The organism is Virgibacillus sp. GM2-2 (genome assembly GCF_055329585.1).
Genome location: NZ_JBUZWC010000013.1, coordinates 66,643 through 90,154 on the forward strand (window position 1 = coordinate 66,643; position 23,512 = coordinate 90,154).

24 protein-coding genes are annotated in these 23,512 nt (G+C 35.8%); 10 read left to right on the forward strand and 14 right to left on the reverse strand.

The window, feature by feature from the left end:
- Window positions 1–3: 3 nt before the first annotated feature.
- The gene (locus tag ACY9Z2_RS14370) at window positions 4–1,524 is read right to left on the reverse strand and encodes a spore germination protein (RefSeq protein WP_463610346.1); all 1,521 of its coding nucleotides are present in this window, start codon (window positions 1,522–1,524) and stop codon (window positions 4–6) included.
- Window positions 1,525–1,674: 150 nt separating this feature from the next.
- Here ACY9Z2_RS14370 and ACY9Z2_RS14375 point away from each other — a divergent pair, with 150 nt between their 5' ends.
- The 4 genes from ACY9Z2_RS14375 (at window position 1,675) to ACY9Z2_RS14390 (ending at window position 4,654) form a co-directional block, all read left to right on the forward strand.
- Entirely contained in the window at window positions 1,675–2,685 is a 1,011-nt protein-coding gene (locus ACY9Z2_RS14375; protein WP_463610347.1) for a DUF3231 family protein, read from the forward strand.
- Between the two features lie 16 nt (window positions 2,686–2,701).
- Window positions 2,702–3,712: a DUF3231 family protein gene (locus ACY9Z2_RS14380; protein WP_463610348.1), complete on the forward strand. Its 1,011-nt coding sequence runs from the start codon at window positions 2,702–2,704 to the stop codon at window positions 3,710–3,712.
- Window positions 3,713–3,721: 9 nt separating this feature from the next.
- Entirely contained in the window at window positions 3,722–4,219 is a 498-nt protein-coding gene (locus ACY9Z2_RS14385) for a hypothetical protein (protein ID WP_463610349.1), read from the forward strand.
- 168 nt (window positions 4,220–4,387) lie between these two features.
- The gene (locus ACY9Z2_RS14390; protein ID WP_463610350.1) at window positions 4,388–4,654 is read left to right on the forward strand and encodes a YesK family protein; all 267 of its coding nucleotides are present in this window, start codon (window positions 4,388–4,390) and stop codon (window positions 4,652–4,654) included.
- Window positions 4,655–4,724: 70 nt separating this feature from the next.
- Here the strand turns inward: ACY9Z2_RS14390 and ACY9Z2_RS14395 are convergent, their stop codons facing one another.
- A complete protein-coding gene (locus tag ACY9Z2_RS14395) occupies window positions 4,725–4,889 on the reverse strand; it encodes a Spo0E family sporulation regulatory protein-aspartic acid phosphatase (RefSeq protein ID WP_463610351.1) in 165 nt (54 codons plus the stop codon).
- A 319-nt stretch (window positions 4,890–5,208) separates the two neighbouring features.
- On the opposite strand from ACY9Z2_RS14395, the gene ACY9Z2_RS14400 reads away from it, so the two are divergent.
- The 3 genes from ACY9Z2_RS14400 (at window position 5,209) to ACY9Z2_RS14410 (ending at window position 8,420) form a co-directional block, all read left to right on the forward strand.
- Window positions 5,209–5,514, forward strand: a complete 306-nt coding sequence (locus tag ACY9Z2_RS14400; RefSeq protein WP_463610352.1) for a hypothetical protein — start codon at window positions 5,209–5,211, stop codon at window positions 5,512–5,514.
- Between the two features lie 288 nt (window positions 5,515–5,802).
- Window positions 5,803–6,756, forward strand: coding sequence for a mechanosensitive ion channel family protein (locus ACY9Z2_RS14405; protein ID WP_463610353.1), 954 nt, complete (start codon window positions 5,803–5,805; stop codon window positions 6,754–6,756).
- A 140-nt stretch (window positions 6,757–6,896) separates the two neighbouring features.
- Window positions 6,897–8,420 carry a mechanosensitive ion channel gene (locus ACY9Z2_RS14410; protein ID WP_463610354.1) on the forward strand — a complete coding sequence of 508 codons (1,524 nt, stop codon included), beginning with the start codon at window positions 6,897–6,899 and terminating at the stop codon, window positions 8,418–8,420.
- A 199-nt stretch (window positions 8,421–8,619) separates the two neighbouring features.
- Here the strand turns inward: ACY9Z2_RS14410 and ACY9Z2_RS14415 are convergent, their stop codons facing one another.
- A complete protein-coding gene (locus tag ACY9Z2_RS14415) occupies window positions 8,620–8,787 on the reverse strand; it encodes an aspartyl-phosphate phosphatase Spo0E family protein (protein ID WP_463610355.1) in 168 nt (55 codons plus the stop codon).
- 190 nt (window positions 8,788–8,977) lie between these two features.
- Here ACY9Z2_RS14415 and ACY9Z2_RS14420 point away from each other — a divergent pair, with 190 nt between their 5' ends.
- On the forward strand, window positions 8,978–9,736 hold the full coding sequence (locus tag ACY9Z2_RS14420) for a sporulation protein (RefSeq protein ID WP_463610356.1): 759 nt from the start codon (window positions 8,978–8,980) through the stop codon (window positions 9,734–9,736).
- A gap of 18 nt (window positions 9,737–9,754) precedes the next feature.
- On the forward strand, window positions 9,755–10,186 hold the full coding sequence (locus ACY9Z2_RS14425) for a hypothetical protein (RefSeq protein WP_463610357.1): 432 nt from the start codon (window positions 9,755–9,757) through the stop codon (window positions 10,184–10,186).
- A 136-nt stretch (window positions 10,187–10,322) separates the two neighbouring features.
- Here ACY9Z2_RS14425 and ACY9Z2_RS14430 read toward each other — a convergent pair whose 3' ends face one another.
- Together ACY9Z2_RS14430 and ACY9Z2_RS14435 are read right to left on the reverse strand one after the other, a co-directional pair.
- The gene (locus ACY9Z2_RS14430) at window positions 10,323–10,565 is read right to left on the reverse strand and encodes a hypothetical protein (RefSeq protein ID WP_463610358.1); all 243 of its coding nucleotides are present in this window, start codon (window positions 10,563–10,565) and stop codon (window positions 10,323–10,325) included.
- A 128-nt stretch (window positions 10,566–10,693) separates the two neighbouring features.
- Complete coding sequence (locus ACY9Z2_RS14435; RefSeq protein WP_463610359.1) at window positions 10,694–11,554, reverse strand: glycerophosphodiester phosphodiesterase; 861 nt, start codon at window positions 11,552–11,554, stop codon at window positions 10,694–10,696.
- Between the two features lie 412 nt (window positions 11,555–11,966).
- On the opposite strand from ACY9Z2_RS14435, the gene ACY9Z2_RS14440 reads away from it, so the two are divergent.
- Window positions 11,967–13,406, forward strand: a complete 1,440-nt coding sequence (locus tag ACY9Z2_RS14440; protein WP_463610360.1) for an SNIPE associated domain-containing protein — start codon at window positions 11,967–11,969, stop codon at window positions 13,404–13,406.
- A gap of 138 nt (window positions 13,407–13,544) precedes the next feature.
- Here ACY9Z2_RS14440 and ACY9Z2_RS14445 read toward each other — a convergent pair whose 3' ends face one another.
- The 9 genes from ACY9Z2_RS14445 to ACY9Z2_RS14485 form a co-directional block, all read right to left on the reverse strand.
- Entirely contained in the window at window positions 13,545–13,811 is a 267-nt protein-coding gene (locus tag ACY9Z2_RS14445; protein WP_463610361.1) for an AbrB/MazE/SpoVT family DNA-binding domain-containing protein, read from the reverse strand.
- Window positions 13,812–13,879: 68 nt separating this feature from the next.
- Window positions 13,880–14,230, reverse strand: a complete 351-nt coding sequence (locus tag ACY9Z2_RS14450; protein WP_463610362.1) for a hypothetical protein — start codon at window positions 14,228–14,230, stop codon at window positions 13,880–13,882.
- 171 nt (window positions 14,231–14,401) lie between these two features.
- The gene (locus ACY9Z2_RS14455) at window positions 14,402–15,112 is read right to left on the reverse strand and encodes a MerR family transcriptional regulator (RefSeq protein WP_463610363.1); all 711 of its coding nucleotides are present in this window, start codon (window positions 15,110–15,112) and stop codon (window positions 14,402–14,404) included.
- Between the two features lie 446 nt (window positions 15,113–15,558).
- The gene (locus ACY9Z2_RS14460; RefSeq protein ID WP_463610364.1) at window positions 15,559–17,151 is read right to left on the reverse strand and encodes a type I restriction-modification system subunit M; all 1,593 of its coding nucleotides are present in this window, start codon (window positions 17,149–17,151) and stop codon (window positions 15,559–15,561) included.
- A 32-nt stretch (window positions 17,152–17,183) separates the two neighbouring features.
- On the reverse strand, window positions 17,184–18,332 hold the full coding sequence (locus ACY9Z2_RS14465) for a restriction endonuclease subunit S (protein ID WP_463610365.1): 1,149 nt from the start codon (window positions 18,330–18,332) through the stop codon (window positions 17,184–17,186).
- Complete coding sequence (rhuM, locus tag ACY9Z2_RS14470; RefSeq protein ID WP_463610366.1) at window positions 18,329–19,330, reverse strand: RhuM family protein; 1,002 nt, start codon at window positions 19,328–19,330, stop codon at window positions 18,329–18,331. The genes ACY9Z2_RS14465 and rhuM overlap by 4 nt, the downstream gene beginning before the upstream one ends.
- 12 nt (window positions 19,331–19,342) lie before the next feature.
- Window positions 19,343–19,579, reverse strand: a complete 237-nt coding sequence (locus ACY9Z2_RS14475; protein ID WP_463610367.1) for a DUF2188 domain-containing protein — start codon at window positions 19,577–19,579, stop codon at window positions 19,343–19,345.
- Between the two features lie 16 nt (window positions 19,580–19,595).
- Window positions 19,596–22,796, reverse strand: a complete 3,201-nt coding sequence (locus ACY9Z2_RS14480) for a type I restriction endonuclease subunit R (RefSeq protein WP_463610368.1) — start codon at window positions 22,794–22,796, stop codon at window positions 19,596–19,598.
- On the reverse strand, window positions 22,793–23,368 hold the full coding sequence (locus tag ACY9Z2_RS14485) for a restriction endonuclease subunit S (RefSeq protein ID WP_463610369.1): 576 nt from the start codon (window positions 23,366–23,368) through the stop codon (window positions 22,793–22,795). Before ACY9Z2_RS14485 ends, ACY9Z2_RS14480 begins: the two co-directional genes overlap by 4 nt.
- Window positions 23,369–23,512 lie beyond the last annotated feature (144 nt).

Here is a 23,512-nt window from a genome sequence, read left to right on the forward strand (position 1 = left end):
CACTTATCCCCCTTTATCGGCAGATTTGCTATCATTTGGCTTTAGATATTCTGGTCGCTTTGTTAACCAAGGTATCGGAGCTCTAAATACGAGATCAAACCAATCCCGGAAAAATGTTGGGGCGAATGGTGTGGAGTAAGGTATTCCCATGCTTTTCAAGTTAACAATATGCACGTTAATCATGATATAAACAAGGATAATTCCATAAAGGCCCAAAAGTGCAGCAGCAAACATAAAGATAAAACGTACCAAACGAAACGAAATGGCAACACTATAGGCAGGTAGTGAAAACGAAGCAATTGCAGTTAACGCTACCACTATAACCATTACTGGACTAACAACCCCTGCCTGTACTGCAGCTTCTCCAATAACTAAACCACCGACAATCCCAATTGTTTGCCCAATTGTTCTTGGTAACCTAGCACCTGCTTCCCGTAACATTTCCATCGTTACTGCCATTAAAATTGCTTCGACAAATGGTGGAAATGGCACTCCATCCCTTGTAGCTGCAATGGAAAAAGCCAACTTGGAAGGTATCATCCCTTGGTGATAAGAAATTAATGCTATATATAATGCAGGCACAAACATTGCAATGAACGCGGCCAAGTAACGTAATGCTCGAACTAATGTGCCAATTGTCCAACGTTCATAATAATCTTCGGGAGAATGAAAGGCATTTCCAATAGTTGATGGTGCAATTAACACAAACGGTGTTCCATCTAAAATAATGATTACCTTACCCTGGAGGACAGCCGCTGATGCTTTATCGGGTCTTTCCGTGTTAAATAATTGTGGAAAAGGGGATAAATAACTGTCCTCAATCCACTGTTCGATGTAACCAGATTCTGGAGCGTCATCCATATCAATTGATTCTAATCTGCGGTTAATTTCTTTAAGAATATCCGGATGAACCACTCCATCCAGATAGGAAACTACTAACATTTTCTTTGACCGCCGGCCTATATAATGGGTTTTAAATCGTAAATTTGGATCATGAATATTACGTCGAATTAACATCATGTTTGTGCGGATATTTTCTGTAAACCCTGTACGTGGACCTCGAATTAAAGATTCAGAAACGGGTTCTTCAATCGAACGGGTCTCCCAGCCTTTTGTATCCATAATTAACACTTGGTCAATTCCATCTAAATAAAAAACCGAGCTACCATTTAACAATGCGTTTGTAACTTTATCCAACGTATTCTCTTTTTCAATATCACTTGCTGAAATAATTTCGTTATATATCTCATCAAATAATTCTTTCTCACTATCAGGCAAGCCTTTACGTTCGTTTACAACCTGTACATTGTTCAGAATGTTTGTATGTACAACAACTTTATCCGCTAATCCATCAATATAGACCACAGCACACTTATGTCTACTACCCCGGACGGTAAACTCTCGGACCACTAGATCATTTGGCTTATCTAACATCTTTTTAAGATTATCAAGGTTCTTATCGAGTTCTTTTACTAATTCAAGAGAAAAATTCTCATCTTTTTGTTGTTTACTTTTCCGTCTCATCAAATCACCACCTTAACCGAGCACATATCACACCTATTCTTTTGCCCATTCTATTGCTTTTTTATTCGAGGCACAGTTTTGTATATTAATGGGGCTTTTCGCCAAACTAAGGAAAAATAGTACGCGTTTTGCCCAAGGAGGAAATGATTAATGGAAATGGAACAACATATCGAATTGACATCTGCAGAAATATCCCAATTATGGGGTGCATATATGAATGCTAGTCTAACTTCGAAGGTTTTACAGTATTTTATTGCAAAAGTAGAGGATGAGGAAATTCGCCCTGTGATAAAAGATGCGTTAGCCCTGATGGACGAGCAACAACAGGAAATCAAAATAGTATTTGAAAAAGAAAACAAACCAATACCGATTGGGTACACACATCAGGACGTAAACACCGATGCACCTCGATTATTTTCTGATAATTACATGCTTCAGTACGTCTACCAGCTTAGTTCATTAGGTATGTTTACGTTTTCTGGTTCAGTCCCTGTTTCCACTCGTGAAGATGTATATGTATTTTTCTCAAATGGACTACGCGACTTTAATACATTACATCAAAAAGCTATGCTGCTTTCGTTAACAAAGGGGATCTACATGCGGCCACCTACCATCCCAACACCGACAGAGGTAGATTTTGTACAGAAACAAAGTTTTCTAACCGGATGGTTTGGTGAGCGCAGACCATTGATGGCTATCGAAATCACAAATTTATTTTCAAATTTACAACGGAATTCATTAGGTATTGCTACACTTACTGGTTTCAGTCAAGTTGCACAGTCAAAAGAGGTTCGTGACTACATTGTGCGGGGGGTCGAAATTGCAAAAAAACATGTTAATGTTTTTGGCAAAATACTAAAAGACAGTAATGTTCCTGCTCCAGCTGGATCGGATTCAATGGTGACTGACAGTAATAAAATCGCACCATTTTCCGACCGACTCATGCTCGCACATGTTACAGGTATGATTACAATTGGGATTGGATTTTATGGAGTTAGTATCTCAACGAATACGAGAAGAGATATTTCTGCCCAGTATACACGACTTAGTGGAGAAATCATGTTGTATTCAGAGGATGGTGCAAACTTAATGATTGATAAGGAGTGGCTGGAAGAACCTCCTCGTATGGTAAATCGTGATGAATTAACCAAATCAAAATAATGAAAGGATTCTATGTATGGAAAACAATGATTATAAACATGTTGAACTAACCGCATCCGAAATATCTAGTTTATGGGGATCCTATCAGGCTGACACCATGATGATTTGTGGAATAAATTATTTTCTTGCAAATATTAATGATGAACAAATTAAAGCATTACTTGAAAATACATTGGAATTAATTAAAGGGCGAAATAACGAACTGGTTCAAATTTTCAAGAAGGAAGACTATCCGGTTCCGCAAGGCTTTACAAAAGAGGACGTAAATCTGGATGTCCCTCGCCTATTTAGCGATAAACTATACCTTGAATTCCTTGTAACGATGTCAAGTTACTCTTTGGCTGCTTTTGGTCTATCGTTATCCCTTTCAGAACGATCAGACATGATCGATTATTACACGAATGCATTAAATGATATAGAAACTTTACACAAGAAATCGAAGGAGCTTGCAAAGGAAAAAGGGATCTATATACGTGCTCCTCACATCCCAAAAATGAAGCAAGTGAGCTTTGTTCACGACAAAAGCTTTTTGGCTGGCTGGTTTCATGAACGAAGACCCCTACTTGGTATTGAAATTTCACACCTTGTTTTTAACGCAAAACGAAACGCATTAGGGCAAGCAATTATTACAGGATTTAGTCAAGTAGCACAATCAAAAGATGTAAGAAAGTATTTTGAACGAGGGCGTGACATTTCAGGTAAACATCTAACCATTTTTACAACTATTTTAAATGATAACTACCTCTCAAATGGATCTCTACTGTCGACGTCTGAAGTAACAAATTCGAAGGAAGCTCCTTTTTCTGACAGGTTGATGATGTTTCTAATAACAACATTAATTGCTTCCAGCATGGGAGAGTATGGTTTATCGATGGCTGCCAGCCCAAGACACGATTTAGGTACAAAATATACCCGTTTAATAGCAGAAATAGCTAAGTTTTCTAATGAAGGTGCGAAGATCATGATTAAAAACGGTTGGTTAGAACAGCCGCCAATAGCTGCGGATAGGAAGGAATTGGCCAAATAAGGCCTTCACATGAAAAATGTAAAAGGGATTCATCATGATAAATTAGAAAAACTGCTATGGAGTGTCGCATTACCTGGGTTTGGCCAACTTTTAAATAAGAAATATGTGAAAGGTATTGTATTAATTATCTTGGAATTTGCCATAAATGTTATGGCAAACTTTAACATGGCCATTATCTTAAGTTTCCATGGAAAAATTCAAGAAGCAATTGATCAAACGAATTTTCTATGGCTTATGTTTTATCCCTGTCTGTACTTTTTTGCAATATGGGATGCATATAAAGATGCAGAGGGTGAAAATAAACCATTAGCGTTCTTGCCATTTGTCTTCTCTGCCTACTTTGTAACAGTTGGACTAATTCTTTCTCCAACATTTACGGTCATGGGGCAATTAATTGGTCCTATTTGGTTGCCTATTTTATTCGTACCAATTGGAGTAGGCGTTGGCTGGATTATAAAAGGAATACTACTTAAGATACGCACTAATTATTCGGAAAATAATTCATAATATATTGCGATTTGGTTGTATATGCTTTGCTGAATGAATATCATTTTGCAAAGCATTATTTTTTGCCCAAAAGTGTGTTTTTGTAATTTGATGTTTTTCTTCGTACAATTAAGGTAACTATTATGTAATAGGATTGTAATATTTTAATGAGTAGTTGGAGTGATAATAATGGATTTACTTATTTTTATTGGTGGATGTTTGGCAGTGATTGCAATTGTATTGGTTTTTCTCTTAAATATTTCTTTTCCAAATAAGAAATATGTAAAATATATCCCTTCCATCCTTTTTATTTTAGCAGGTATCATTTTAGTACCCCTGAGCTTACTATCAGGATTTTGGACGGGGTTTGGAGTCGGTATCGTTGGCCTGCTGGCTTTTATTGCTGGTGTAGTAATTTTATTGATTGCTGTAATTATAGATACTGCAACAACATAAGAATAGATAATAATACAGCAGACTAACTTTTTTTGGATGTCTGCTGTATTATTTCAACTCTATTAACTATTCATTTCTTGATTGAGCCTTTTTGCGTTTGATAAGCGTTTATCTTTTCATCTAAAACTTTACTTAAATACACTATTTGAGGATGCGTCATCTTCTTGTATATAGTGTAAAGGTTGTATAACTCTTGCCTGAGACTCTCAACTTCTAATCTTAGTTGTTCTTTCAACGAATTTTCTCCCCCTTAATAACTTGCCTTCATACCTGCTGAGCGAAGACCTCTTTGGAGTGAAGCCAATTGGGTACATTCTCATTTGAGAACAAGTACATACAAAATTCATTCATCTTTTTCTTTTACAATTAGGATAATCCCTTTTTTGAATTACCTTTAAAAATATTAGTATATTACTAAGCTAACGAAATAAATGAACAAGTGGATCACCTTTTTAACAAAATAATCATAATTTTTGTCTGGAATGTTTATTATACCTAAGATTAAAAACTGCATATTTAGAAGAGTTTGGACATATGTATAAACGACTAACTTTATGGAGGGGATTACTATCGCACGCGAAGACAACAAGAAAAGTGAAAATATTCTAAAGAACACTTCCAGTCAGGCTAATGATCTTGTACACAAAACAACGGATACTGCTAATAAAATTGTTAAAGGGGTTTCAGGAGAGGGCGGTTTAATTGGAAAAGCTGCAGATACTTCATCAAATGTGATTAAAAATACTTCTAACTTTGGTAATGATGTGATTGGAAAAACAGCCGATACTTCATCAAAAGCTGTGAGAGGTGCAACCAATAAAGTGTTTGGAAGAAAAAATAAAGATAAGAAAGATGACTAAACTTGAGAAGGCCCGAACGTGGGTCTTTTTCTTTAACCCTAGCTTGACCATTTTATTATTAAACAAAATATCGTTATAATGAGAAAAACAAATATACAATATAAGGTGATTTTAAAAATGATACTTACCGTACCAACAAATAACATCTTTAAAAATTTGAGTGAATCGTTCCAACAGATTGCATGGGCGGATATATACATGTTCTGTTTTTATGTCTTGCTTATATTTTTGGTTAGATGGGCTATTCTTTCTCTGACAAAGAATTTTAATAATAGTTCTCGAAGCTCAATGGTTAATTTACATGCACTTTTCCGTATCTTCTTAAACTGGGCAACAACATATGGGATCTTAGTTTTCATGTTGTATTATTTCTCTGATTCCGGTTGGTTAGTTAGTGAATTTGTTTCAATTGGTAAAGTAAAAATCACGGTGTTCTTAATCATTGTTGCGATATTAATTATTTCACTCGCGAACCGCATCTCCAAGGTAATGACACGGTACTTATTACCTAATGTTTATAAGCGTTATCAATTAGATCGTGGAGTACAATTTACCTTTGACCGAATTTTCCACTATACGATTATGGTAATGGCAATCATGATTAGTTTAACGACAGTTGGAGTTAACCTCAGTGCCTTAACCGTGTTTGCAGGAATTGTTGGTGTAGGGATTGGTTTTGGCTTACAGAATATTGCTTCAAACTTTATTTCTGGAATCATCTTATTATTTGAGCGCCCAATTAAAGTTGGTGATCGCGTTATTGTAGATGATGTAATAGGCGATGTAGAGAAAATAAATATGCGCGCAACTATTATTAAGACGATTGATAATGAACATATCATCGTACCTAACTCACATTTCCTAGAGGAAAAAGTTGTGAACCGTTCCTTTAGTGATCCGAGGCTTCGCTTAGTCCTTCCTATCGGTGTTGCGTATGGTACGGATGTAGAAAAAGTAAGAGAACTTTTAATTCAGGTGGCAGAGGATGAAGAAAAGGTATCTGAAACAGTTATCCTTAATCCTGAGCCATTTGTGAATTTCGTCGGTTTTGGTAACTCCTCATTGGACTTTGAACTTTTTGTTTGGATAACCAATCCTAACGAAGTAATCCGAATTAAGAGTAACATCAATTTTAGAATCAATAAGATACTTGAAGATCATGATATAGAAATTCCTTTTCCACAACAAGACTTGCATATTCGAAGTATTGATCAAGACCCCATTGAAAAGCTGAAGAATTAACGTAAACGAATAAACATCCCATTCTTAAAACGACATATCTCCTAACATAATTTGCATTATTCGACAAAAAACGGTAACATTAAAGTACAGAATGTTACAAAATAGTGACATTCTAAAATAATTTTAAGGAGATGATTGTTATGGATTATAACGGATTATGGAGTGACTGGGATATTTACCTGGCTAAATTACCGGACCTTATACTAGCACTAATTGTATTATTTATTGGTTGGTTGATTGCCAAGGGAATTGGTAACGCAACTGAGAAAATAGTACGGAAAACGAGAATCGATCAACGCTTCATTCCGGAAGACAACCAGAAAAAACATAATGCAGCAAGAATTATTGGTAGGATAGTGTACTACATATTACTAGTCTTTGTACTTATACTATTCTTTAACATTCTAAACCTAAGCATTATTGCAGCACCTCTAGTAAGCATGTTATCAGGAATTACCGCTGCTATTCCGAGCATATTGAAAGCAGCATTAATTCTCCTCCTAGGATGGGTAATCGCCTCTTTTCTCAAAATGTTTATCCAAAAACTTGGTAATACATCTAAGATTGATAAAACACTTCAGAAGTTAAATGTAACAACCGGTACTGAAGATTCAAACAAACTTATTGAAAATGCATCTAAAATTGCTTTTTATTTGGTACTACTTATCTTTTTGCCAGGAGTACTTTCTGCACTGGAAATTACAGGAGTATCTGAACCATTTGCGGGTATGATAGATAGCCTTCTAGCATTTATACCTAAGCTATTTGCAGCAGCATTAATCCTTTTAGTTGGATGGGTAATCGCACGAATTGTTCGGGATGTTATTACAAATTTTCTTCAATCCATAGGAACCGAAAAATTAACACAGAAGTTAGGATTATCTAAGCTATTCGAAGGCACTAGTTTTTCACGGGTAATCGGAACAATTGCGTTCGTATTAATCCTAATTCCAACCGTTATTACAGCATTGGACAGACTGGACCTTAGAGGTATCTCTGAACCTGCAATTTCAATGTTGAATGATATTTTAACCATGTTACCAAATATCGCGGTTGCGATAACACTAATTTTGGTTGGTCTATGGGTTGGAAAATGGGTTGGAGGTATTGTTACTAACCTACTTTCAGGTTTAAGCTTTGATTCCATTCTTAAGAAAATGGGTATCGGTAATTTTGATCCAAGTCAATCAAAACTAAGCCTATCACAAGTAGTTGGATATATTGTTCAAGTAGTAATTGTACTATTATTTGTAGTTGAAGCACTAGAACTTGTCGAGTTAAATTTCCTTGTCACTTTAGCTACTGGAGTTATTGCTTACCTACCAAGTCTTTTTGCAGCAATTCTCATTCTTGGAGTTGGCCTATACCTTGGAAACCTTGTGAAAAATTTATTGAACAATATCCTTACTGGAAACGGATCTAAATTACTTGGTTCGTTTGCAAAATATACAATCATCGCCTTGTCATTCTTTATGGCACTAGATCAATTAGGTGTAGCTGCATCCATCGTGAACGCAGCGTTCATCCTAATTCTGGGTGGGTTCACATTAGCATTTGGTCTTGCTTTTGGACTAGGTGGAAAAGAATTTGCATCTAAATATCTACAAAAGTTTGATAAAAAAATAGAAGATGTGAATGTAAATAATAATACGGATAAACAGTAAATTCTGTAATTAAGGGAGGCCGTCACTAAAAGATAAGACTTTTAGTGACGGCTATTTATTGCTCTTTTTCCCTTTAACTTTATTGGTTACTTAAATTGACTACTTTCAGCTTTGTATCTCGTTTATCTAAAGTCATTTTTGCAATGGAATGAGATTTCCTTCATTTAGTTATCAGGTAGGTAGTATTAAGATGTTTACTCTACTGCATTTTTCTTTGTGAAAACCCACTCTGATATGCACTTATTTTATTATCCAGTCGTTCGCTCAATTCAACCACTTTAGGGTGTGTCATTGTTTGATGCATTTCGTATAGCTTATAAAGTTCTTGTCTTAGATTTTCGATCTCAAGTTGTAATTGTTTGTTCAATCTTTTTCCTCCTTTAATATACTTAAGTCTAGCAAAATTACCCAAATAGGAACATTTGTTCTATTGTAGCATAGTAATCCAAATGTTGCTATTTTTAAAAGTTACCATCAACTAGTTGAAACCTTTTCAAATAGCTTCCGTATAATCTATTATTAAAAGAAAATTCATTCAAATATTTAGGAGGAATAACATGTTAAAAAAATGGCTAGCAAGTGTAGGAATCGGAAACGCGAAGGTAGACACACAATTGGAAAATACAGATCTTGTACCTGGTGAAGAAGTTCGTGGAAAGGTTGTTATCCAAGGTGGCAATGCAGATCAAGAAATAACACGCATTAATTTATTCGTGATGACAGAAGCTTTACGCGAGGTAAATGATAGTAAAGTATACGAAAAAGTACAGATGGGATCCTTTACAGTAGGTAACTCTTTTACGATTAAAGAAGGAGAAAGAAAGGAACTTGATTTTCAATTTGTCTTACCTATACATACTCCACCATCATTAGGTAAAACAAAAGTATGGATTCAAACCGGTTTAGATGTACCAAATGCTATTGATCCAAATGACCGCGATTATATAACGGTGAAGCCACATAAAAATATGCTTACTGTTTTGAACGCACTAACGGACGAACTTGGTTTCCGATTGCGCAAGGTAGAAATGGAGTATTCCAAGCGATATAGCTATGTTCAGGAATTTGAATTTTTACCTGGAAATGAATTTCGAGCTGACTTAGATGAACTAGAGGCTATGTTTTTCTTAAATCAAAACCATGTGGAGTTGATCCTTCAAGTGGATCGCCGTGCTAAAGGGCTAGGTGGGTTGTTTGCGGAAGCTTTAGATATGGATGAGAATTTCGTTCGCGTAACACTTACAAATGATGAAATTGGAGCAGGAACCGCTTCAGTGGCTAGTAAACTAAGAAATACGATTCGTCAGTTCAGCTAAACTTGAGGTGTTGCCGTGATGTGGAATTTATTGATCATCCCACTTTATGCCGTAATTCTAGTAGGAGGCGCTGTAGCCATAGCAAAAATAGTAGAATTCATGGAAGTAAAATACCTTCACAGTGTTAAAGGAATGAATCGCTTTGTACTATTTTTTTCATGTACGTTTACTGTTCTGATTGGGTTAACGTTAATTGTTCAATATAAAACAAGCTGGATGTACTGGGAAGCACATTTTACACTCGGCCTCCTGGCGGTGGTGTTTGTATTCATGATGCAATATAATCGGCACATTGGAGAACGAGCCGCAAACGTTGATAATCGTTATTTTGGTAGCGGATCCAATATTTATAAGCATGATATATTTCATTTAACCCTTGACCCTGTGTTTTTAGCAACTTCTGTGTTTGCTGTTGTTGGTGTGGTTGTTTCGTTGGTTATTTATTTGTAGAATCCGAAAATGATGACTGAGTGTTATTTCCAACATAAAATTCATTATCGTGAACCGAACTAATAAAGCTCGTTGATTATGGGCTTTGTTAGTTCGTATAACGGGAGCGTGCTTTGATAATATTCTTTCGCTGCGGTTACTTTTTCTTTGGCGTTCGTTCATTACCTCGTTTAAAATTTCCAGTAATCTTAGCCATAATAAGCTGTTCTTCTTTTTCATCTACAGCTTGATTGATTTTGCTCAAAAACTTTTCCGCTTCCTTACCTTTCAAAATTTTAACCTGTTTGCCCTGCCAATCAATGAATACTGTATTATTTTTCGAAACCCGATAACTGAAGGGTTTTTCATCCAACCGATTACGTTTATCTATAGAATCCATTTAATTCACGCCCTTTCTTAATTGATTTAATATTAATGTAAATCAAGTTGAGTTAAAAGAATTTTTTTCCACCAAAAAAGAACTTTCTTACGTATACACTGTAAGAAAGTTCTTTACCCAATTTTTAATTACTTTTTCATTTCTGCTGGATGTTGATCCACATATTCAGGAAAATCGGTAATAATGCCATCAACCTTTAATTCAAATAGCCGGTTCGCCTGTTCCTGTGTACGCACCGTATACGGATACATCTCCATTTCATAATTATGAACAAGATTCACTAATTCAGGGGTTACGATGTTCATATTTGGGTTAAAGAAATCTGCATATGTTCCAAATTCTGCAAGCTTTTCATCAGTAACATCTTCCCATGACATCCCTGCAAGAACACCATGTGGAATGTTCGGCAATAGCGTTTTAGAGTATTGCATTGACTCATGATCGAACGATTGGATAATTATTTTTCCGTTGTTTGGTTTATGCATGTTTCGTTCTTTTAAAGCTGCAGCTACTTTTTCTTCAATTCCTGGATATAACCCGGGAGACTTTAGCTCAATTAGGATTCCAACCTTGCCACGAAACGTGTCAATCACTTCTTCAAAGGTCGGTATCTTTTCACCAGCATATTCTTCACTGAACCAACTTCCAGCATCTAATTTTCGAAGCTCTTCAAGTGTTAAATCACCAACAGCACCAGTTCCATTCGTTGTACGATCAACGGTTGTATCGTGAATAATGACAAGCTTACCATCCTTGCTCATTTGCACATCAATTTCAATATAATCTGCTTTCACTTCAACTGCTTTTCGAAATGCAGCCATTGTATTTTCAGGAGCATGACCCGATGCACCACGATGTGCAACATTGACCATTTGTTGTTGCTGTTTAGTTGGGATGGTCTCCCCGCTTGCAGCAAATACAGGTACCATAAATAAAAATACAAAAATCATTGCCAGTAACAAAGCTGAAACCATACGAAATACCTTCATTTCATCTCTCCTTTACTAGTATTTAAGTTTAGTATATAGAGAGATTGTTAACTGACTATGAAATGGCTATAAAGAAGTGTAAATTAATTTGGGAGAATGGTATGAGGTTCAATGGTCGTTCGTTTCAGAAATGCTTTGATAAAAAATAACAATATTTTTAAAAAGCTATAGGAATCTCGCTTTTTACTGTCGAAGAATAATATAATACGAAAACCTAATTATTAAGACGATAGCTATTATAAAGAATTAAGCGGTTTACATAAAATTGTACACCTTATTTTTTATAATATTATAGTATCATTTGCTTTTCTATTATTCTTAAAAGGGGTGATGCCAGTATAGGTAAGATCATTTAAAATTATTTATTGCTCAGAATTAGCCGTTACAACTTCAAATACTAGGAGGAATGGAATTGTATAAAGAAAAATGGTATCACTCACCTTGGATCATAGGCTTGTTATTTGCATTTTGGTTTATTGTCATCCCTGTGCCATTAGCTATTTTCCTTATTATTCAACGAAACAAAGAAATAAAACAAGCACAACAATATTGGGATGAAAACGACTTTTCTACAATAGTAGATACAAAAGAAGAAATTACAAGATTAACAGAAGAGAAACAGCAATTAATTAAGAATAAAGAAACAGTCCAAGCTGAACTTGACGAATATAAACCATTTATAGATCTAATTGAGGCAAAAGCAAAAATCAGTGATGCAGTTAAAAGCTTGGAATTGGAACAAATTAATCTTCGAGAAAAAGTAGAAAAATCAAGGGAAAATCTCATAGAATTAAACGAGGAAGTTCTTAGTCAATCATTTGGATTCTATGATCCAAAATATGGATTAGAAACATCTGAATTATATAAGAATAAGCTAGATTCGGTTCGAAGCAAACAAAAGCAATTAGTCAAAGAAAAAGCTGCCACTAATCACAGATTAGATTGGGAAATTGGTGGAGACAAAAAAAGAGGAAAAGAATTTATTTTAGATACTATAAAGTTATCCATTAGAGCATTTAATAACGAGTGTGAAAATGTGATCTCTAAGGTTAAATACAATAATATTGAAGCCAGTGAAAAACGCATTAATAAACTATTCACAGATCTTAACAAACTAACAGATATGCAGATGGTCTCAATTACACGTGAATATCTTAATTTGAAGATTGAAGAACTTTATTTGAAGTATGAGTATGAACAGAAAAAGCAAGAAGAAAAAGAAGAGCAGTTAGCAATTAAGGAACAAATGCGTGAAGAGGCAAAAGCATTAAAAGAACTCGAGAAAGCAAAAGAAAAAGTTGAAAAAGAGGAAAATCACTTTGAACAGGCTATTGGCAAATTAAAGTTGCAACTAGCAGAAACAAACGAAAATAAACAAGCAAAATTACTAGATAGGCTAAAAGAATTAGAAGCACAACTTGAAGAAACCAAAAGAAATAAAGAAGATGTTCTTTATCGTGTTCAAAACACTCGGGCTGGATATGTGTACATCATCTCAAATATAGGTTCATTTGGAGAAAACGTCTACAAAATTGGAATGACTAGACGGTTAGAACCTATGGATCGAGTTAAAGAATTAGGAGATGCATCAGTTCCATTTCGTTTCGATGTTCATGGAATGATTTTTAGCGATGATGCTCCAGGGCTTGAGAATGCGTTACATAAAGCATTTTCAGATAAAAAGATAAACAAGGTAAATGATCGAAAAGAATTTTTTAAGGTCAATTTAAAAGAGATTGAAGAAGTTGTTAAAAATAACCACAACAAAGTTGTTGAATTTACTAAATTAGCTGAGGCTGAGGAATATAGAAAGTCACTGCAAATGGATAAGAATTTCCAAGTTGTATCTTAATAAGCAAGAATCAAAATACAGGATGGGTCGCTTACAACATCCACCCATCCTTAGTATTCATTATTTTTTTAAAAAGGTTTTCTATAACTGAGGGGTACTGTTCTTCACCAGGTAAATAAAACATTCCGATTACCTACCCTATCTATCCTTTAAATTTCGAAGTGTTCGGTCGTATTTTGTAACAGCTTTATTCATTGCCCTTAACACTTCTGGGCGAATACCACTCGGAATAGATCGATTTACTTTTTTCAGTACAATCTCCTCGCTTTCTTCGTTGAAGTTAATTTCCATTTCATCGCCTTTTTCTAAATCTAATGCTTTTGTTAAATCCTTTGGAATATTAATAGATAAACTATTTCCTACCTGATTGACACGGCGAGTATAGCGCTTATCCTTTTTTTCCATAAAATCCACACTCATTTCATTATAATCTCAACGGAAAGGGAACTTGTATTATATTAATTCAATAAATTCTATAGGATCAATACGAATAATGGAACCTCAGGAAAACGTTTGGTATTTCTGGTGATTATGTCATTACACTTCGTTTCAATTGCTGTTGCCCAAACATGAAAATCGAAAATGTCAAATTTTTCTAAAGAGAGCTGCATACCATGTTGCTGAGCAATTGCCTGTGCTTGTTCATCCGAACAGGCTACAATCTCAAGAAGAGCTTCTCCTATTGAGATAGATGCATTTTTTGTAAGCTTTTTGATAATGTCATAACTACTACGGGAAACAATGCTATTTGTAACATCCTTTCCTTGTAAGGCTGGGAAGACGAAAAGATTCAAAAACGAATCAATCGTCTCCCAATCAAACACTTTTTTGTTATTTTTACTTCCCAGTCCCTTAGATGCATTTCGAACAAATTCCAATAAACAACATTGGAGATTATAGGTTGATATACACCTAGGCGAGCCACGTTAAGCAACCGGCGATTTACTCCATCCGTGAGAAGAGCACCGCACAATACAGTTGTATCAATCATTGCTTTAGGAGTAATCAAGGTCGATGTCGAATTCATCAATATCGTCTCCTAGTTGCTTACGAGTGCGTTCATCTACTAGCTTCATTAAAGCATCAGCATTTCTCGCTTCTTGCAACGACATTTTAAAATACTTTTTAGGAATCCTCCAATGGCCACCATCCGTTTTAAACGCTTCTGGAAATTTTCCTTTTTCACACCATCGCCGAATTGTTTGATCAGAAACTCCTCCTATTTCTGCTGCCTCACTTGAAGTAACGTAGTCTCCTTTTTCAGAATCGCTTGTAGCAATCATGTATTCACTAGGTGTTTCAAAAGTTTTTATCTCCATCCTTGATGAATCAGCAATATTAGAAACTATAAATCCTTTGATTATTTCTTTATACAAGCAATTCGCTTCAACCTCGGTTTCCGACAATAGATATACGAAACGATCCAAATATTCCGTAGTCAGTTCAGCTAGTTTATCGTTTTTTCCTTGCCCCACTAATTGGGCGATTTCTTTAGACAACGATTGCATATAAAGTATTTCTTTTTCCTCTAGTCGCTTTTGTGGTGTAGGAAAAGCACAAAAGGAAATGTTTCCCCCAGTAGATTGAACTGTTTGTACAGCGATAGCTTTCACCACTTCAAAGACATCCCGATAATGTTGACCTCTAACCAAGGTCAAAGCACTTTGCCACAATCCCTGATTAGTTTGCCATCTTGTTAAAAACATGTTCATCCCTCCGTGTTGTTCTTATGTTTAGTATACCACATAACTCAACAAATAAATCAACAAATCCAACATAACTGTCAATTACTTATTTAACAAATTCTCCTGAATGCAATAGTTATTAACTCTAGCTTACAGACTTCTTGTTTAAACTCTATTCTCTTTATCTTTTTTCAAATATAGGTATGCTTTTCACCAGCTGAATTTATTAGATATATTTCTGCATTTCTATTTCGATCACTATAACCGCGACTTCATTCTTCTTGGGTAATCAAAAATTTAGCGAGATGGCTTTATGCACAAATTGAAGAAGGCAGAATGAGCAGAATAAATCCGCTCATTCTGCCTTCTTTTACGCAAAACTTCCGATTGTCTCCTAAAAGAACCGTCCCCGCGCTTCTTCAAACGAAAATGGGAAAGCGAAAATTCACTTCCCCACTATCAAATGCCTAACTTTGCACACCTAAAACTTTCAACTGTTCATTAATCTTAGCTTCAAGTTCAGCAATTTCTTGATTATCTTGTTCTAGTTGTTTAATCACTACACTTAAATCAATCGGCTCTTCTTCTTCAAACGTATCAACGTAACGAGGAATGTTTAAGTTAAAACCATTCTCCTTGATTTCTTCAATAGAAGCAACGTGGGCGTATTTATCGACATCTTTACGTTCTTTAAATGTCGTAATGATTTTTTCGATATTCGCATCACTTAAATTATTTTTATTTTTACCTTTTACAAACTCATTACTAGCATCAATAAACAGAATATCTTTTGTTTGACGATTTTTCTTAAGGACTAAAATAGTAGTTGGAATGCTTGTCCCGAAAAATAAATTAGCAGGTAATCCGATAATTGTATCAAGATAATTTTTCTCTATCAATGTTTGACGAATTTTCCCCTCCGCTGCACCGCGGAATAATACTCCATGTGGCAAGACAATCGCCATTGTCCCCGTATTATTCAAATGATAAATGCTGTGCAAAATAAAAGCATAATCCGCTTTTGAAGCTGGTGCTAATTTTCCGTAATCGCTGAAACGAGGATCTTTTAATTTCGTTACGTCGTTATCCCATTTTGCTGAATATGGAGGGTTTGCAACCACAGCGTCAAATGAACGTGGATGATCAATCCCTTTTGCATCTGGTCCGTCTGGCCAGTCGATTTCTAAGGTATCTGCATTACTTAACGTCATATTATTATAGGAAACATCGTGCATCATAAGATTCATACGAGCCAAGTTATACGTTGTCGTATTTAATTCCTGACCGAAGTATTTCATCGGTGTTCCATCGGGTAATTCTTGTCCAACTGTAAGAAGTAATGAACCTGATCCCATTGTTGGGTCATATACATTGAAAAACTTATCGGTTTGTTCAACCCCGTTAGCGACAACTTTAGCCAAAATCTTGCTAACTTGATGAGGTGTATAGAATTCGCCACCTTTTTTACCAGCGCTTGCCGCGAATTGACCAATTAAGTATTCATAGATTTCTCCTAGTATATCTTTACCACCATCACCTTTGTATGTTGTAATTCCAGCAACCAATTTCACAATATTATTCAAGGATTTGGCGCGTTCGTTGGTCGAGCTTCCAAGACGAGAATCCCCCAAGTTGATATCGTTAAACACTCCCCGGAAGTCTTGCACTGCTTCTTTGTTTAGCTCCGCGTTTTTATTAAAGTTATCAAAAATCGTTTGATAGTCACTTGGAATAACTTGTGCGTCGTTAATTTTGTTAATTAAAGATTCCCATGTATCGTTTGGCGCAATCGCGTAACCTAGACTTGATGAAATATCTTCTAAATAGTCGGCTAAATCCTCTCCAACAGCTTGTTCAAGATACGCCTCGTTAATTGATTGGTCACTTGCCACATCAATAACGTTATTTTTAACTAAATAGTTTTCTTGGTTCTCGGACAAATAGCGATAAAACATAAATGCCAAAATATAGTTCTTGTATTCAGATGCATCCATTGTGCCACGTAATTCATTTGCCATCGCCCAAAGTCTGCTTGTGATTGTTTGGAGATTATTACTCATTATTGTCATTTCCTTTCGTGATTCAAATTGTTTTATACAAACATCTGCTGAAGTAATGATTTCTTCTGTTCTTGTAAGTGATTTAGCTTACGTTGATGAAGGGTGATAGTATTGTCAAGATCATTAAATAAGTCCACAATCTTTTTTTGTTCCTGTTCATTTGGAAATTTAATATCCATATCAGCAATCATTTCCATACGCACAGAATCAACAGATGTTTTGGCAGTCATTGCCATAATCCTTCGATAAAAGTTTTTAGAAAAGTAATAGTAAAAGTATTTTACTAAGACAGTACTACTGAAATCGTACATCCTATACACTCTTTGATGTAAATTGTATTTTCCATTTACATAGTGAAATACTTTTCCTGTTCCAACTCCATCTCCAACTGTCAATACGGCTTCTTGATCATAAAGAAAATCATTGCTTCTCTCAATAGTTGCCGAACGAACGTAAAATGGATATTTACCATATTCAACCTTATCCTGCGTATTTCCCTTTCCAGTAGAAATTGTGCATAATTCTTTAGCCTTACGCTGCTCCCAAGCGTAAGTGAATTCTGGGAAACGAATTTCAGGGAAATCTGCTCCATTTTTCGGGAACATTTTTTGAAGCAAACTTTTCTTCTGCTTTTGTAAGTGATCTAACTTACGCTGATGAAGGGTAATGAGGGTGTCTTGTTGGTTGAAAAGCTGCCCAATTTTCTCTTGTTCTTCCTTATCTTTAGGCACAGAAAATTCAGTTTGTGATACAACATTCCAGTCTGAACGTGGCATTTTTGTGCCAGTTGATAGATTGGCTACAGTTTGATATTTATTACTTTGAATTAAACTATAAATGAATTTGTTATCCAATTCCTTAGGACGTAAAATCCACCAATCACCTACAGCAATGCCCCTAAAATCAGCTAATAGCCAATTTTGAAGATACGGACGCAACTTTCCAAATAATGTATCTCCAACTTCGAATTCAATACCTTTTTTATCGCTTTCTTTGGCAAAAATATCTTTATTGAGTTCACCTTGACCTGAAACAATATCCTCATATTCAACTCGTGGCAATTCATCTACTTCACTAGATTTTGATACACGAGTAACTAATTCAGTGAAAGTTTTCTGTTCCCAACCATCACTGAATCCAGGAAATCTTATTTTTGGTACATTTGTGTTTGTTTCACTCATTTCTGCTCACCTTGTATCTTTCTAATCTCTCGATCAAAATCAGAGATGACTTTTTGATGTTTATTGAAATCTTTGTATTCACCAATCGCTTTTTGCTTAGCTACATCATGCGTAATTTGTCCGTACCCTTCCAAAACTTCATAACGATTAAATTTTAGGAACTCATCAATACTTGTTGCAAAATCTTTCATACCCAGCAGGTTTTCATCTTCAAGCAAACGCTCAACGTAGTCAAAGTAAGCAGAAACATTACGCTCAAGACTACGGATCTCCTTTTCGGATAGATAGTTTTTCGCGACTACCACATCTGATTGTAGAATACGGCCATTAGGTGAATTTTTCCATGAAGTAAGTCCCATATGTTCTTTATTCTTATCTACGCTTTCATAAACAATTTCCGCCGCTGTTTTGCCAGTTATTGCATAATGAAACTTGTTTTGCACCGTTGCATAAAACTTCTTGGTAATATCCGAGTTTTTATCATAGTCATAAGAGATCTCTGCAAACACATCGGTGATTTGCTGCCAAACTCTACGTTCACTTGCTCGAATAGATCGAACCGTTTCAAGCAACTCACGGAAGTAATCTTTACCAAAGACATTCTCACCTTGTTTCATGCGCTCAACATCAATCTTGAATCCTTTTTGAATATACGCTTTCAACACATCCGTTGCCCAAATACGAAATTTAGTAGCCTTCTGAGAATTTACACGATACCCAACAGATATAATGGCGTCTAAGTTGTAAAATTTCACATCTTTAGATTGCGTTTTTCCTTCTATAGCACCGTGCTGAGTGGTATTTTCCAAAATGGAAACAACCACTTCCTCATCCAACTCACCAGATTCAAAAATGTTTTTCAGATGCTTGCTAATTGCTGGCACACCAACATCAAACAGCCCAGCTATAGCTTTCTGAGTTGCCCAGATAGTTTCATCTTTCACAATGACTTCAATCTTTTCTTTGGATCCATACATTAAAAATTGTATTTCGTTCATTGCGACCTCTCCTTAACCCTTTGGTGGGAAATTATCTTTCATTGGTGAAATGGTATTCTTTTCTCGAATTTTACCATCTTTACCATGAACAGATATTTCACCACCTGATTCTTTTGCAAAAGAATCACGTTGTTTGTCGTATGCTTCTTTTTGTGTATCAGTCACGAATGATGCTTTTTCGTTGCCTTGAACTTTCGATTGCCACTTGCCATAACGTCTCTGTGTAATATTGGCTTTTTTATTTGCCATAATAATTCTCTCCCTCTTAGTTATCAACTAACTCATCTGCCAACTCGTAAATTGCTTCACGTAGGCTATTACGGTATTTGATTTTTGAAAGCAATTGTATTTCTTTATCGTGTGCCAATGTCTTATAATCGCTACTTGCTTGAGCGATAATATCGCGAATTTGTCCAGTATCATCCAAGTCCTGCAAACCATAACGATGATGACTGAATAGTTCACGCATCCCGGCGCTTGTGATAATATCTGTAATTCCCCATTTCACACGGAAATCTAGGAACATTCTATCAAGGCTTACGTTATTAGCTGCCTGAATGATTTGTTCACTCTCAGATAGTTTCGCAGGGTATTTGAAGTTTGAACCTTCTGGCGGGAAATACCCTTTGATGATTGCGGTTGCAGCATTCATAATCTTAGTCGCATAATTCCGATCGTCCAATCCATTTGCAAATTGATTAATTTTCTCTTGCGTTTCTTCGGCCTCTGTTGTTTGACCGTTATGCACTTGATTCAATAATTGCTCAACTAATTCTGTTAAATAGTCGTAGTCGATTTTTACATCCTTGACATGTGTCATTCTTAATTCAATTTGATACAGTGGAATTTTCTTCTCCTTTGAAATGTGTTGTTTTAATTCATTTTTTAAAACAGTGGTCAACATCACTTCTTGTTCTGTGGTCATTCCTAGTTTTTCAACCAACTCATCCGGATTGTCATAGTCAAAACCTACTGCATTCCCATCGATTTCCTCTGGGTCATATTGCTTTAACTTTGCCATGCCAACGTTATATTCACGCAATAAATCAAGCATGTTTTCTTTTTGTTTTTCAGACGGTGGTAGCTGTTGAAATTCACTAGTTAAACTTTCCAATTTTCCAACCACCTTTTTTACCTCATGGAACACATCTTCAAACGGTTTAGCAATAATACCATCCTTTTGGTTAGATTCACGTTTTTCATCCTCTGAAAGTATGGCCGAATTTTTATTAGCATATATCGCTAAAGCTTTATTCATCAATTTTTCGTTTTGTGCTGGCCAACGATAATTCACAATGCGTCCCCAAGGTTTTTCTTGCATATCTGCTATACGATTTGTTCTTGAATAAGCTTGAATAAGTCCAGCACCCTTTAGCGTTCTATCTATATATAATGTATTAAGTTCAGGCGCGTCAAAACCAGTTAAGAGCTGGTCCACTACAATCACAAGGTCAAGATAATTCTTATCCGTTGCGGACTTGTTCAAACGGCTTGTCACGTCTTGCGTGTACCCTGCTACGTCATCCATACCAAAGCTTGTCCCAAATTCTTTGTTGTAGGTCATAATTGCATCATATAACCCTTGATTAGTCGCAAGCATACTATCATTATTAGATGAATTTTGACTGAAGGTTACGGCAACTTTTAATGTTTGTCCGTCTTTTAATTTGTTTTCTGCATTAACACGTTGAAATTCATTAAAGTACATCATTGCCATTGGAGTACTAGCTTTCCCACCACCGACGTGAGTGGTAAACAAAGCGTTATACTTACCTTCATTTGAACGATTGCGCCAATTCTTGAAGATGTCCTCTACCACCAATTTGATATGGTCTGGATTTTCATCATAGAAACTTGGTTCGACAGCGTCATCCATATCTTCTTGTGAGAGGTTGTTAATCTTCTCTTGAATTCGCTCTTCGGTCCACTTCGGATAGCGTTCACGATAAAATTTCGGCAAGTAGTCGCTTTTCATTTGTTCTTCGTCAATCGTCGTTTCAAAATCGACTTTGAACCCTAGAACGTTTCTATCCGCTATCGCCTCTCGAATCGTATAGGCGTGTAACAATGGACCAAAAATATCTTCCGTGCGCAAACCAGTTGTTGTTTCGTCAAACATAGGCGTACCAGTATAACCCACCCAGGCAGAAGTCTTGAAAGCTTTTTGAATGGTTGCGAAACTTTCTCCACCAGTTGAACGGTGTGCCTCATCAACAATAAAGACGATATTCTTATCAGGAGCTTTAAAAGTCTTACGTTTAACTAAGGTATCTAGCTTTTGCACAGATGTAACGATAATGCTATTATCTTTACTTTTGAGTTTCCTACTCAAGTCATTAGTGTTGTCGGTGTTTTGAACACTTCCGAGCATGTCATCACTTGCGTCTGGATCATAGGCTTTATAGTGTTCATTTGTTTGCTTTGTAAGGGCAATTCTATCAACCACAAAAACTACTTTATCAATTTTGGGCATACGACTAGCAAGCCATGCAGTCTTGAAACTTGTAATTGTCTTTCCTGAACCAGTCGTGTGCCAGATATACCCGACTTTATTGGTTCCAAGTTCAAAATCAGCCCGCTTCAAATTCTCGATAACGTTTTGCGTAGCATAAACTTGATAAGGACGCATCACTTTCAGCATTTGCTTATTTTTTGTACCGTCCAAGATCATGTAGTTTGTCGCCATTTGATGCGCCATAGGTATGGATAGCATAGAATCAGCGAACTCTTTCCAGTTACGCACAATTGAATTATCGCTTTTACGTTGCCAATTAAAGGCAAAGTCTTTATTAAACTTATCAGGTGTGGTATTCGCCATATATTTCACATTATTCGGTGTTATCGCAATCAAAATTTGCAAAGTAGAGAATATATCACGATACTGATTTTCATCGGCATATTGCTGCATTTGATTTAAAGCTTCATTAACATCAAGCGTATCACGTTTTTCTTCTATTTGGATAATGGGTAAACCGTTAATAAGAAGTGTCGTATCAAAACGTCGATTTTGTTTCCCAGTGATAACAGCCGGACGTTCAATTTGATTCACTACTTGGTATACCGTATCACCAGCGCCAATATGTTTTTGATCGAAAACCGTCAAAAATACATGACGACCATCATCTAAATCAATTTCAATTTGCGATACTCCGTTTAAACCGTATAAGAACTGCCCTGCCTTATATGGTGTTTGAATATCTGAAATAATCTTTTTCACTTGATTGAACTCAACTGTACTTAGCGGATGGTCAAGCGTGTTTTGATTGTGTTGTTCTAGAATCAATTTAAAGTTATCCCAAAGCTGATCAGTTGTTTTGATGTTTGGTTCATATTCCCAAAGTTTCGTTTTCACAACATAATCCAATGGTTTCTCTTTTGCTATAATACCTTCAAGGTGTTCTGGTTTCGTAATGGTTCCGCTTGTGATGTATTGAATTAGTTCTGTTTCAAATTGATTCTCGTTCATTTACCGCTTGCCTCCTCCAATTTAGCTAAAAGTATTGTGGTCTCAGAATTTGCTACCCGATTTCGTAAAGCTTGAAGTCGCAACTGATTAAAGTATATTTCACCAATAATTTGTTGTTTTTGAGTTGAAGGTAATTCAGGTAATTCTAACTCTTTTACTTGTTTGAGTGTGTATTTCAAAACTTGCGAACCTTGCAGTCCCATTAAAAATTGCTTTTTAATTGACTTATCCTCATTAAGTAGATAGACCAAATATCTTGAATCAGTATTTTCTTTAGGTATCAGTTTAAGGTAGTTCTGTGTGTATAGATAACCCTCGTGCACTTTTCTTACAATCGTTGAACTCCCGGATACTAGACTAAATACGACATCTCCCTTATACAGCGTATTGACTTTATCATGCGTTCTCACTTGCTTGTTATCCACATTTGATGAAACCATATCAACCAAGTCATCACCTATATCAAGTTGACCATAATATGTATAAAGTGGGGCATTCACATCAAATGCTTCCGTAATTCTAAATTGGGGTGACCCGCTTATAAATTCAACCACATCACTTAGCTTCACCATAAAAATCGTGCCTTTCTAAAATTAAATTTTATTTATTGATTTAATCATATCAAGAATCATTTTAAAAGCAAGTAATAAATATTTAATTTCATGAAATTACAAAATATGATTTACTTCATTCCTACACACCCGACCTAAAAACCA

Coding starts and splice junctions, on each gene's coding strand:
- ACY9Z2_RS14420 (WP_463610356.1), top strand. CDS start 8,978: ATGTTAAAAAAATGGCTAGCAAGTGTAGGAATCGGAAACGCGAAGGTA.
- ACY9Z2_RS14385 (WP_463610349.1), top strand. CDS start 3,722: ATGAAAAATGTAAAAGGGATTCATCATGATAAATTAGAAAAACTGCTA.
- ACY9Z2_RS14460 (WP_463610364.1), bottom strand. CDS start 17,151: ATGAGTAATAATCTCCAAACAATCACAAGCAGACTTTGGGCGATGGCA.
- ACY9Z2_RS14465 (WP_463610365.1), bottom strand. CDS start 18,332: ATGAGTGAAACAAACACAAATGTACCAAAAATAAGATTTCCTGGATTC.
- ACY9Z2_RS14425 (WP_463610357.1), top strand. CDS start 9,755: ATGTGGAATTTATTGATCATCCCACTTTATGCCGTAATTCTAGTAGGA.
- ACY9Z2_RS14380 (WP_463610348.1), top strand. CDS start 2,702: ATGGAAAACAATGATTATAAACATGTTGAACTAACCGCATCCGAAATA.
- ACY9Z2_RS14410 (WP_463610354.1), top strand. CDS start 6,897: ATGGATTATAACGGATTATGGAGTGACTGGGATATTTACCTGGCTAAA.
- ACY9Z2_RS14400 (WP_463610352.1), top strand. CDS start 5,209: ATGGAGGGGATTACTATCGCACGCGAAGACAACAAGAAAAGTGAAAAT.
- ACY9Z2_RS14370 (WP_463610346.1), bottom strand. CDS start 1,524: ATGAGACGGAAAAGTAAACAACAAAAAGATGAGAATTTTTCTCTTGAA.
- ACY9Z2_RS14485 (WP_463610369.1), bottom strand. CDS start 23,368: ATGGTGAAGCTAAGTGATGTGGTTGAATTTATAAGCGGGTCACCCCAA.
- ACY9Z2_RS14390 (WP_463610350.1), top strand. CDS start 4,388: ATGGATTTACTTATTTTTATTGGTGGATGTTTGGCAGTGATTGCAATT.
- ACY9Z2_RS14405 (WP_463610353.1), top strand. CDS start 5,803: ATGGTTAATTTACATGCACTTTTCCGTATCTTCTTAAACTGGGCAACA.
- ACY9Z2_RS14445 (WP_463610361.1), bottom strand. CDS start 13,811: ATGGAAAAAAAGGATAAGCGCTATACTCGCCGTGTCAATCAGGTAGGA.
- ACY9Z2_RS14375 (WP_463610347.1), top strand. CDS start 1,675: ATGGAAATGGAACAACATATCGAATTGACATCTGCAGAAATATCCCAA.
- ACY9Z2_RS14480 (WP_463610368.1), bottom strand. CDS start 22,796: ATGAACGAGAATCAATTTGAAACAGAACTAATTCAATACATCACAAGC.
- ACY9Z2_RS14435 (WP_463610359.1), bottom strand. CDS start 11,554: ATGAAGGTATTTCGTATGGTTTCAGCTTTGTTACTGGCAATGATTTTT.
- ACY9Z2_RS14455 (WP_463610363.1), bottom strand. CDS start 15,112: ATGTTTTTAACAAGATGGCAAACTAATCAGGGATTGTGGCAAAGTGCT.
- rhuM (WP_463610366.1), bottom strand. CDS start 19,330: ATGAACGAAATACAATTTTTAATGTATGGATCCAAAGAAAAGATTGAA.
- ACY9Z2_RS14475 (WP_463610367.1), bottom strand. CDS start 19,579: ATGGCAAATAAAAAAGCCAATATTACACAGAGACGTTATGGCAAGTGG.
- ACY9Z2_RS14430 (WP_463610358.1), bottom strand. CDS start 10,565: ATGGATTCTATAGATAAACGTAATCGGTTGGATGAAAAACCCTTCAGT.